This window comes from Clostridium sartagoforme AAU1 (assembly GCF_000401215.1).
In the GTDB taxonomy this organism is placed as follows: Bacteria; Bacillota; Clostridia; order Clostridiales; family Clostridiaceae; genus Clostridium; species Clostridium sartagoforme.
This window is the reverse complement of the sequence record NZ_ASRV01000178.1, coordinates 1-10,708: the sequence shown is the minus strand read 5'-3', so window position 1 is coordinate 10,708 and position 10,708 is coordinate 1. Positions and strand designations below refer to the sequence as shown.

Annotated in this window: 10 protein-coding genes, 1 pseudogene and 1 other annotated feature; of the genes and pseudogenes, 7 read left to right on the top strand and 4 right to left on the bottom strand. The window is 27.9% G+C overall.

What is annotated here, in order from left to right:
- Nucleotides 1-231 precede the first annotated feature (231 nt).
- Nucleotides 232-849, top strand: coding sequence for a hypothetical protein (locus A500_RS14520; RefSeq protein WP_016208320.1), 618 nt, complete (start codon nucleotides 232-234; stop codon nucleotides 847-849).
- A gap of 175 nt (nucleotides 850-1,024) precedes the next feature.
- Here the strand turns inward: A500_RS14520 and leuS are convergent, their stop codons facing one another.
- Nucleotides 1,025-3,475, bottom strand: coding sequence for a leucine--tRNA ligase (gene leuS / locus A500_RS14515; RefSeq protein ID WP_016208319.1), 2,451 nt, complete (start codon nucleotides 3,473-3,475; stop codon nucleotides 1,025-1,027).
- A 53-nt stretch (nucleotides 3,476-3,528) separates the two neighbouring features.
- Nucleotides 3,529-3,733: a binding site (T-box leader), on the bottom strand.
- 149 nt (nucleotides 3,734-3,882) lie between these two features.
- On the opposite strand from leuS, the gene A500_RS14510 reads away from it, so the two are divergent.
- From A500_RS14510 to A500_RS14500, 3 genes are all read left to right on the top strand, one after another.
- Complete coding sequence (locus A500_RS14510; protein ID WP_016208318.1) at nucleotides 3,883-4,251, top strand: CoA-binding protein; 369 nt, start codon at nucleotides 3,883-3,885, stop codon at nucleotides 4,249-4,251.
- 21 nt (nucleotides 4,252-4,272) lie between these two features.
- Nucleotides 4,273-4,635 (top strand): YccF domain-containing protein, encoded by a 363-nt coding sequence (locus tag A500_RS14505; RefSeq protein WP_016208317.1) that lies wholly within the window; start codon nucleotides 4,273-4,275, stop codon nucleotides 4,633-4,635.
- 204 nt (nucleotides 4,636-4,839) lie between these two features.
- The gene (locus A500_RS14500; protein ID WP_016208316.1) at nucleotides 4,840-5,052 is read left to right on the top strand and encodes a hypothetical protein; all 213 of its coding nucleotides are present in this window, start codon (nucleotides 4,840-4,842) and stop codon (nucleotides 5,050-5,052) included.
- Between the two features lie 214 nt (nucleotides 5,053-5,266).
- Here the strand turns inward: A500_RS14500 and A500_RS14495 are convergent, their stop codons facing one another.
- From A500_RS14495 to A500_RS14485, 3 genes and pseudogenes are all read right to left on the bottom strand, one after another.
- Entirely contained in the window at nucleotides 5,267-5,599 is a 333-nt protein-coding gene (locus A500_RS14495) for a hypothetical protein (protein WP_016208315.1), read from the bottom strand.
- Nucleotides 5,600-5,632: 33 nt separating this feature from the next.
- Nucleotides 5,633-6,256 carry a J domain-containing protein gene (locus tag A500_RS14490; protein WP_016208314.1) on the bottom strand — a complete coding sequence of 208 codons (624 nt, stop codon included), beginning with the start codon at nucleotides 6,254-6,256 and terminating at the stop codon, nucleotides 5,633-5,635.
- Nucleotides 6,243-7,153: pseudogene (locus A500_RS14485) on the bottom strand (DUF5685 family protein). The gene A500_RS14490 and the pseudogene A500_RS14485 overlap by 14 nt, the downstream one beginning before the upstream one ends.
- Before the next feature lie 176 nt (nucleotides 7,154-7,329).
- Here A500_RS14485 and A500_RS14480 point away from each other — a divergent pair.
- From A500_RS14480 to A500_RS14470, 3 genes are all read left to right on the top strand, one after another.
- Nucleotides 7,330-8,229, top strand: coding sequence for a polysaccharide deacetylase family protein (locus tag A500_RS14480; protein ID WP_016208313.1), 900 nt, complete (start codon nucleotides 7,330-7,332; stop codon nucleotides 8,227-8,229).
- Between the two features lie 214 nt (nucleotides 8,230-8,443).
- Entirely contained in the window at nucleotides 8,444-9,127 is a 684-nt protein-coding gene (locus A500_RS14475) for a DUF554 domain-containing protein (protein WP_016208312.1), read from the top strand.
- Between the two features lie 306 nt (nucleotides 9,128-9,433).
- The gene (locus tag A500_RS14470) at nucleotides 9,434-10,528 is read left to right on the top strand and encodes a BMP family lipoprotein (protein WP_016208311.1); all 1,095 of its coding nucleotides are present in this window, start codon (nucleotides 9,434-9,436) and stop codon (nucleotides 10,526-10,528) included.
- The last annotated feature ends 180 nt before the right edge of the window (nucleotides 10,529-10,708 follow it).

Genomic DNA, 10,708 nt, shown 5'->3' with positions numbered 1-10,708 from the left:
TACTTTTATAATAAAGTATTATTTTAGTTATAGAAATTTAAAACTTTACACAAGGTAGTATATGTAGCATACTAAAATTAATACAGAAGGGAAGTATTATATTTTGAAACCATATGATAAGACATATTTATTAGAGAAAATAAAGGAGTATAATAACTTAATATCTTTAGGGAAGATTGGAAGTTTTGAAATAAAAATACCATAGATAAAAGAGATTTTATTAATGGGTATATGTATAATAAAAAGGAAAATATAAATTTAAATATTTTAGAGTTACATGGACCTAATAATATATGGATGAAGATTTCTCCACTTGAAATAGAAAGTTCATATATGTTTATAAAATATGCTAAAGGAAAAGTTGGGGTAGTTGGACTTGGATTAGGCTATGTTGTGCAAGAGTTAGCTAAAAAGAAGGATATAAGCGAAATTATAGTTTATGAGAAAGAAAAAGATATAATAGATTTATATAACTCTAATTTTAAAGAGAATCCTAAAATAAAAGTTGTAAATACAGATGCATATAAAGCAAAGCAAGATAATTTTGATTTCTTCTATGTTGATATATATGAATATAAGCTTACAACAAGAGTAGTGGAGGATTATGTAATTTTTAATAAATTGCATAATATAAAGGAATATTTGTTTTGGGGAATAGAACACTTTTTATTAAGTTGTAAATATGAAGAGATAGTTTGGGTATACGTTCCGGAAATGTGGATGGAAATCAGTAAGAAAATATTTACAGCACTTCAAGATTCAAATTTATTGAATTATTATAATCAGTTAGATGAGAAACTTGTAAGTGAAGTTTTAGATAAATTTAAAATTGTTTTGGATGAAGCTTAATCAGTGCATATTTTTAAAGTCACAGTTTATAGTTAATAGTTAAAGAGGATTTTCAGCATTCTGAAAATCAAAAAAATACTGCTGGAATTTTCTCAGCAGTATTTTTATTTTTACAATTTAGCGAAAGCTGAATTGTTTTCTAAATTGTTAATTGTACATTGTTAATTGGGTAAGCTTACTTAACAACAATGTTTACAAGTCTCCCTTTTATAACTATAACCTTTACTATAGTTTTACCTTCTGTTGAAGCAACAATAGATTCATCAGCTAAAGAAGCAGCTTTAATTCCTTCTTCATCTAAGTCTGTAGATACGTTAATTTTTGTTTTAATCTTACCGTTAACTTGAATAGCTATTTCAACTTCATCTTTAACTAAAGCCTTTGGATCATATGTTGGCCAAGTTTCATTGAATATTGAGAAGTCTAATCCAAATAAACTCCATTGTTCTTCGGCAAAGTGAGGGGCAAAAGGTGCAAGAACTTTTAAGAAATTAATACAAGTATTTTTTAAGAACTCTAAGTTTTTCACATCTTCTTGTAGATATTTAGAAAATGCATTAACAAATTCCATCATTCTTGCAATAGCTGTATTAAATTGTAATTTATCAGCATCTTCAGTAACACCTTTTATTGCATTATTGACCCAGAAATTTAATTCTTTTTCAGCCTTATCAATAGAAGTTTTATTATTAACACCCTTTTCTATAGCATCTCTAGCTATATCAAGATATCTTTCAATTCTATCTACAAATCTTGCAACTGATTTAAGTCCATCATCACTCCAAGCTCCACCTTCTATATAAGCAAAACCAAACATTAAATACATTCTAAACACATCAGAGCCATATTCTGAGATATAATCATTTGGAGAAATTGTATTTCCTTTTGATTTACTCATTTTTAATCCATCAGGACCTAAAATTAATCCTTGATGAGTTAATGATTTAAATGGCTCATCAAAATTTAAGTATCCCATATCTCTAAAAGCTTTAGTTATGAACCTAGCATATAATAAATGCATACAAGCATGCTCAGGACCACCTACATACTTATCTACTGGAAGGATCTTATTTATAAGGTCAGTATCAAATATCTTCTCAGTATTTTTATTATCAGGATATCTTAAGTAGTAAAATGATGAACATACAAATGTATCTAAAGTATCAGCTTCTCTTTTAGCTGGCTTTCCGCATTTTGGACAAGCAACATTTATAAATTCTTCACATTTTGTAAGAGGAGATTTTCCATCTGGAGCAAACTCAACATTATATGGAAGTTCTACTGGTAACTGATCTTCAGGTACAGGAACAGTTCCACAATGTTCACAATGAATCATAGGTATTGGAGCACCCCAATATCTTTGTCTAGATACTAACCAGTCTCTTAATCGATAATTAACTTTTGCAGATCCAAGATTCATAGAAGATAATTTTTCAACTATCTTTTCCTTAGCTTCCTCAGTAGTTAATCCATTGAATTCTCCAGAGTTAACTAACACACCATATTCACAATAAGGTAATTCAGCATTATCCCCTTTTTTGTTAGTTATCACTCTTTCTATTGGTAAATTAAATTTAGTAGCAAAAGCAAAATCTCTTTCATCATGTGCAGGAACAGCCATAACAGCTCCAGTTCCATAAGTTGCTAATACATAATCTCCAATCCAAATGGGAACTTCTTTATTATTTATAGGATTTATAGCATAAGAACCTGTAAATACGCCAGTCTTTTCTCTAGATAAAGATTGTCTTTCTATATCAGATTGTTTTTTAGCTTCTTCTTTGTAATTTTCAACAGCATCTTTATTTTCTTCTGTAGTAAGCTCATTAACTAGTGGATTTTCTGGAGCTAAAACAACATAAGTTACACCATTTAATGTATCAACTCTAGTAGTGAATACATCAAATTTAATATCTGAATCTTTAACTTTAAATGTAACTTCTGCACCAGTAGATTTACCAATCCAGTGTTTTTGCATAGCAACAGTTTTTTCAGGCCAATCTAAAGTATCTAATTTTTCTAATAGTTCATCAGCATAATCAGTTATTTTTAAGAACCATTGAGTTAAATCTTTTTTTGTTACTTCAGTTGAACATCTTTCACAAGCACCATCATGAACTTGCTCATTAGCTAAAACTGTATTACAAGATGGACACCAATTTACAGGAGCTTTTTTTCTGTAAGCTAATCCTTTTTCGTATAGTTTTAAGAATACCCATTGTGTCCATTTATAGTAGTCAGGGTTACATGTTATAACCTCGTTATCCCAGTTAAACATAGCGCCCATAGCTCTTAATTGTTTTTCCATAGTTTCTATATTTTTATCAGTTGAATCCTTTGGATGGATCCCTGTCTTTATTGCAAAGTTTTCTGCAGGAAGACCAAATGCATCAAATCCCATTGGTTGAAATACGTTGTATCCTTGCATTCTTTTCATTCTAGCCCATGAATCAACAGGACCATAGTTAAACCAGTGTCCAGCATGTAATTGGCTGCCTGAAGGGTAAGAGAACATTTCTAAAACATAAAGCTTTTCCCCTTCCTTGTTTGGGTCAAATTTATAAAGATTTGTTTCTTCCCATTTATCTTGCCATTTTTTATCGATGGCAGTTCCATAATTAGCCACAATAATTCCTCCTTTAAAAGTAAAAAATAATATAAAAAAGCCCTTCATCTCAATTAAGAGACGAAGGACATATTCGCGGTACCACTCTTATTAGAAAAAATAATATTTTTTCTCACTCAAATCTATAACGGGTTTTCCGTACTTGCTTTTGACAAGTAAGCTCATAGGCAAGTTCTTATAAGTTAAACACTGTTTTGCACCAAACAACAGCTCTCTTAAGTATAACAGTATAATACTACTCCTAATCAATGCAGTAAATATATAATTTTAATATACTCAATTATATATTTTATTATAATATAAGTCAACAATTAGAAAAAAGTAATAAGATATATTAGTAAAGTTGTTGATGAAATATTTTTAATTGGATATAGTAATCATATAAAGATTTTATAAGGAGGTAAGATATGAATATAGAAAATTTGATAAAGCTTAAAAATTGGGTAGTTATTGGAGATGTATCTAATGAAGCTAAATATGCAAATAAGATTTTAAATAAGTTTAAATTAAAGGGATATAAAGTAAGTGGAGTTCATCCAAAAGGTGGAGAAAATATCTATACTAATTTAAAAGATGTACCATATACTATTGATGCTATTGATTTATGTATAAATGCAAAGCTTGGAATAGAATACTTAAAAGAAGCTAATGAACTAGGAATAAAGAATGTTTTAATACAGCCAGGAGCTGAAAGCAATGAAATTTTAACTTATTGTAAAGAAAATTCTATTAATGCCATAGAAAACTGTGCGTTAATACAACTAAATAATATTTAATAAATAATAGGGGGATTAGTAATGTCTTGTTTAGGAAATTTAGTTTGGATTATATGTGGAGGGTTTATTAATGCTCTAGGATGGATTGTATTTGGACTTTTATGGTGCATAACAATAGTTGGAATTCCAATAGGACTTCAATGTTTTAAAATGGCTAAACTACAATTTGCACCTTTTGGAAAAGAAGTTATTAATAAAAATGATAGTGGATTTAATTTGATATTAAATATCCTATGGATAATTTTTGGTGGTTTTGAATTATGTTTAGCAAATTTGATAAGTGCTTTATTATTATGCATTACAATAATAGGAATACCTTTTGCAAAGCAATCTCTAAAATTAGCTAAGTTATCATTAATGCCATTTGGAACAGAAGTTGTATAGATATATAATCTAATAAAATGCGAAGCATTTTTCAGTTTACAGTTGGTTTCATTTTTTAGTTAACAGAGAATAGGTATCAGGTATCAGGTAATAAGTGTAAACTATAATTAAAAATTAAGAATGAAAAAAATAATGAAGGAATGAAAAAAACTGTGAACTGCGAACTGTAAACTGTGAATTAAAAAAAGTTGGGGGAGCATTATTTTGAAAAATGATGAGAATAAAATTTTATTTAAAGAAATAACATCATATGAAGAAGCATATTTTTATAATTCTGCACCAGAAGATCGAAAAATTATGAGTGAAAAAAATGAAAATATTAAAAGAAAAGATAATAAGTTCAAAAAATTTATTGAAAGTGCAGCAGGAGAAGTACTGGAAGGGGCAGTTGAAATATTATTTTCAATACTAGATTAATGAAAATCAAAAAAATAGCTTAGACTTTTTAATAAGGTCTAGGCTATTTTAAACTATATTTTATTGTGTATTTTTTGCATATAAAATGAAATTAATAATGTTAAAGCATAGTCAAAAATAAAAAATATAGGCTGAGCAACAAGGAAGAATAACCAAATTGGAAGAGAAATACTTCCTATTGCAAGAACTGAATTAAATACAAAAAATGAGATAACTAAAATAATGTTAAAAATATTAATTTTAATATTATTTCTAAATAAAACTTATTTATTTTTTCAATATAATACTTGATTATTCCATATATACCAAAGAATGAAGCATATAGTGAGATTATATTAATAGGTAATATAAAAAATCCTATAATTGAAGAAATTATATAAACTGAAAAAGCACTTTTTATTGAAGACTTTATTAATGCAATAGGAACTAATAAAGATGCCAAAGTAAGGATACTAAGAGTGCTTATAGGTAAAAGTAAATTTAAATATAAAATAATAATGGTAAGTGCTATTAATATAGCACTTACTGTAATATCTCTAATTTTCATTAAAACACCACCAATTAAATAAGTTATTAATAATTAACAACAACCTATAAGGTCTCCACCCATACATTCGCATATTGAATCTAAACACCATAAATTTATACAACAATCACAAGCATTGGTACTATTATTACCAGTTGTTCTATAATAATTATTTCTATAAGCAGAAGTTCTTTGATTAAGAGAATTTAGAGTTTGTCTATATTCAAAGTTATTAGGATCCATGTTTACAGCGGTCTGAATATGTTTAAGACCTGCATCGAACCACCCTTTATTAGTTAGTAATACTCCGTATAAAAAGTTCCATTCAGCATTTCTGTTTGGAGTGCTATTTAATTTATTTTCAGCCTCAGCGTAATTTCCGCTTTGGATAAGTCTTCTTATTTCTGAAAACATATAACTGCTATCAGAGGAATTACTATAAGAAGAATTATTGTATGATGAGTTAGTGTTACTTGAATAGTTATTAGAAGTATTCTGATTTTTAGTTAATGTATCATAAGCAGCATTTATTTCTCTCATTTTCTCTTCTGCTAAATCTTTTAATGGGTTATCGCCATATTGATCAGGATGGTATTGTTTTATTAAATTTCTATAAGCTTTTTTTATTTCTTCTTGAGTTGCGCCAGGTTTTAAACCTAAAACTTCATATGGATTCATTTAAGTTGTCACTCCTTTTATCTTCTCTAGTATTATTTAATATTCCTATATACTTATCCATCATACCTAATTCTAAAATGTTTCTAAGTATATCTTCATTTCTTTTTAAAGGTAATTTAGAAAGTATATCTTTACAATTATAAGAGCAATTTAAAATTGTAAACTCTAACCTTTCTTGTATTAGTATAATTAGATCGTAATAAGACTCGTTAGATTTATTGAATAAATAATTTATTGGATTAAATTTATTATTATCTATATCATCTTTTAAATCATCGAATGCATCCATAAGATAAATCCATTTTCCTAAGGTGTACCCAAAGTTATACAATTTATTTCTCAAATCAGGACCATCACTTATAAGATCTCCAGGATATTCCTTGAATATATTTCCCACAATATCGCTAAAAGGGTGAGAAATTACATCTATTGATTCAAAATCTTTATTTTTTTCTAAATTTGTCAATACTCTAAGATTATCTTTAATTATGGATCTAATATTTGATATAGATTTATCCAATTTTTTTGATAAGGATATAATATTCTTTCTAAAAATTTACTTTTTAAACTATTATCATCTTGAATATCATCTTTTAATTTTAAATAGTAAAGAGTTAAATTCATTGCAGCAGCATAATTTAGTGCAGCATTATTTATAATTACAGGTTTTTTATCAGTAGGATGAGCCATGCAACGTCTAATTTCTATATCAGGCTCTTTAGGTGATAAAGAGTCAAGTAGTATTCCCAAAAATGTCATATCATAATTTAATACCATTCTAGGTATGTTTCCAGCACTATTTTTAAGTTGAAAACATAGACCACAATAATAACTTCTGAATTTTGTAAAGTCCTTAATCTTAAGTTCTGCTTTAAGAGGAGTCACATATCCAAACAATTTAAAAACACTCCTTCATAATTAGTTTAGATTAATTATACAAAAATACGATATGATTAACAATGACTTAAAGAAAAATAAGAAAATATTAAAAAAAATAAATAATTAGATAGGTGGTTGACAAAATATTCCTAGAAATATATAGTCGAAATATAATTAAAAAAGGGGAGAAATAAATGAAAAATATATTTAAAATAATAAGTGCTTTAATAATAGTTTTAGTAATTATTTTTGGGGGAAAATACATAATAGAAAACTATTTTGAAAGATCTAGCAAAGAAGCCCAAGGTGAAAAAGATAATCAAGTAAGTGAAATAAATAAAGAAGATGAACCCGAAAAAGAACAAAATGAAGAAATAAAGGAAAATAATAAAGAAGATAAAACTAATTATTTAACGTTAAATATTAATGATGTAAAGATACCTATACTTATGTATCACTCTATATCAGACAGTGATCCAAATAATCGCTTATTAGTTCCAGTAGGGCAATTTGAAGAACAAATTAAATGGCTTAATGAAGCTGGTTTTACTCCAATGCTTTTAGACGATGTTATTAATGCGTATAGTACTGGTAAAGTTCCGGAAAAGCCAGTAGCAATAACTTTTGATGATGGATATTCAGATAATTATTCAGATGCTTATACAATATTAAAAAAATATAATATGAAAGCTACCTTCTTTATAATAACAGACCAAACAGATATTGATAGCTGGTATATGAATTCAAATATGTTGAAAGAAATGAAGAATAATGGAATGGGAATAGAAAATCATACATCTAGGCATATAGAATTTACGAGTATTCCTAGGGAAGATAAAATTCTAATAATAGAAGAAGGTATAAAGGCTTTAAAAGAAAAAGTCGGAGTAGATAGTAAATTTGTTTGCTATCCTGTTGGAAGATATGATGAAGAAACAATAGAAGTGGAAAAAGAACTAGGAATTAAAGCTGCAGTGACAACAGAGAGTGGAATTTCTAGCCTTCAAGATGGCTTGTACTCATTAAAAAGAGTAAGAATATCACCTATGGATATAGAAACATTTAAAAGTATATTTAGTGATTTTTTAAATTAATTTATTCAGTGCACATTTCACAATGCACAGTTCACAGTTATGGAAATAATTCGGCTCTGCTGAATTAAGAAATTCTTATATTAACTCTGAAAGAGTTGATATAAACTAAATTTCAGAAACTACGTAGTAGTTTCATCCCCAACTGTGAACTGTGAATTTTGCACTGTGAACTAAAAAAGATTGCTTTGCAAAATAAAACTTAGGAGGAAAAAACGTGTTAGGAACTATAGTAAACAGTTTAATGATTATTTTAGGGTCTTTAATTGGACTTTTTATAAAAGGTAAGGTTAACGAAAAATTAAGTAGTACTATAATGAATGGACTAGCTTTGTGCGTTATTTATATAGGTATATCTGGAGCATTAAAAGGAAATAATACAATCGTAATGATAATTTCTATAGCTATAGGCGGTTTATTTGGAGAGATTATAGATATAGATTTAAAACTCGAAAATTTAGGGAAAAGAATAGAAAAAAGGATCAATAATAAAAAGGATAATGTATCTATTTCAGAAGGATTTGTTACCTCAACACTATTATTTTGTATAGGTGCAATGGCAATAGTAGGTTCTATAGAAAGTGGTTTAAACCATAATCATAATACACTTTTCGCTAAATCTATTTTAGATGGAATAAGTTCGATAATCTTTTCATCTACATTAGGGATTGGAGTAATGATATCTTCGATAAGTGTATTTTTATACCAGGGAAGCATAACTTTAGCAGCTGGAACATTATCATATATATTAAATGATGTTGCAATAAGCAATATGACGGCAGTAGGAAGTTTACTAATTATAGGATTGGGTTTAAATGTTTTAGGAGTAACTAAAATAAAAGTATCAAATTTATTACCTTCCATTATAATTGCTATAATATTAAGTTATTTTCCACTATAATTGATTTGAGTCATAAAAATACAAGTGATATAAATTTAACAATTAACAGGAAAAACGCGAATTAATTTTCATAAAAATAAAACAATATTCGGAAATACATCTTTCAAATTAAATATTAATAAAAATAAAAAATGAAAAATAATAGTGAAAAGGTTTTTCGTTGTGAATATATGTCGTAACAAGAAAAATTATGTTATAAAAAATATTGTATTTACGAATTATATATTGTATAATCTTTTTTGAAAGTTTAAACAGAATAAACCTTTTATAATAATTAAATTACAAAAGTCTAAGGAGGATTTTAATATGAAGAAAAAAGCAATAGCTTTAGCACTATCCGCGCTTATGGTAACAGGTTTAGTAGGATGTGGAAACAAGTCAGAAGGTGGAAGCACAGAAAAAGGTATAAAAGTAGGTATGGTTACTGATGCAGGTACTATTGATGATAAATCATTTAACCAAGGTACTTGGGAAGGTATAAAGAAAGCAGAAGCAGAATTAAAAGTTGAAACTAACTACTTAAAGCCAACTGGAACAACAGAAGCTGACTATATGAAGGAAATTGTAAATCTTTATGATACAGGATATAAATTTATAGTTACTCCTGGATTTAAGTTTGAAACAGCTATATTCCAATCTCAAGATAAATATACAGATGCAAAATTTGTAATTATCGATGGATCTCCTAACAATGGAAAAACTGGAGCAGATAGAGTAGAAAAGGTAGCTGATAATTCAGTTGCAGTATTTTTTGCAGAACATGAAGCAGGATTTTTAGCTGGAGTAGCAGCATCTCTTGAATTAAAAGAAGGAGAATTAGGTTTCATAGGTGGTATGGAAATACCTTCAGTTCAAAAGTTTAACTGGGGATTCCAACAAGGTGTTAAATATGCTAATGATAATTTAGGAACAAAGATGTCAATAAAAGCAGAAAATGTTGTTTATCAAGGATCATTTGATAACGTAGCAGCTGGACAACAATTAGCAGCAACTATGTTTGATAACGGAGTTAAGGCAGTATTTACAGCAGCTGGTGGAGTTGGAGTTGGAGCTATAAATGAAGCAAAAGCTAGAGCAACAGCTGGAAAAGAAGCTTGGATAATAGGTGTTGACGTTGATCAATATGCAGATGGTATATATAAAGATAATAAATCTATAATATTAACTTCAGCTATGAAGAAAATAGATGTAGCTACTTATGATATAATTAAAGATGAATTAGATGGAAAATTCCCAGGTGGCCAAACATTAACATTTGATGCTAAAAATGATGGTGTTGGTATTCCAAGTGAAAATCCAAACTTAAGTGAAGAAACTACTAAGAAGGTAGATGAAGTTTATAACAAGGTTAAGAGTGGAGAAATAACAGTTAAAGGTGAAAAGGGAGACTTAATAAAATAGTTTTCATAAGATTTAATAAATTGTTAAAAGTAGTGAAAAAGGCGGTATCACCGTCTTTTTCTTGTATAATGAGTTAATTAGATTTATTTAACAAATGCTCAAAAAAAAGGCATAAAAAATTAATATGAATATGTATTAGTAAAAAATAAGGGAGGATATCTCATGAGTTATGTAGTGGAA

Excerpts from the sequence above, each read along its gene's own strand:
- A500_RS14480 (WP_016208313.1), top strand. The coding sequence starts at position 7,330 with ATGAAAAATATATTTAAAATAATAAGTGCTTTAATAATAGTTTTAGTA.
- A500_RS14505 (WP_016208317.1), top strand. The coding sequence starts at position 4,273 with ATGTCTTGTTTAGGAAATTTAGTTTGGATTATATGTGGAGGGTTTATT.
- A500_RS14510 (WP_016208318.1), top strand. The coding sequence starts at position 3,883 with ATGAATATAGAAAATTTGATAAAGCTTAAAAATTGGGTAGTTATTGGA.
- A500_RS14520 (WP_016208320.1), top strand. The coding sequence starts at position 232 with ATGTATAATAAAAAGGAAAATATAAATTTAAATATTTTAGAGTTACAT.
- A500_RS14495 (WP_016208315.1), bottom strand. The coding sequence starts at position 5,599 with ATGAAAATTAGAGATATTACAGTAAGTGCTATATTAATAGCACTTACC.
- A500_RS14490 (WP_016208314.1), bottom strand. The coding sequence starts at position 6,256 with ATGAATCCATATGAAGTTTTAGGTTTAAAACCTGGCGCAACTCAAGAA.
- A500_RS14470 (WP_016208311.1), top strand. The coding sequence starts at position 9,434 with ATGAAGAAAAAAGCAATAGCTTTAGCACTATCCGCGCTTATGGTAACA.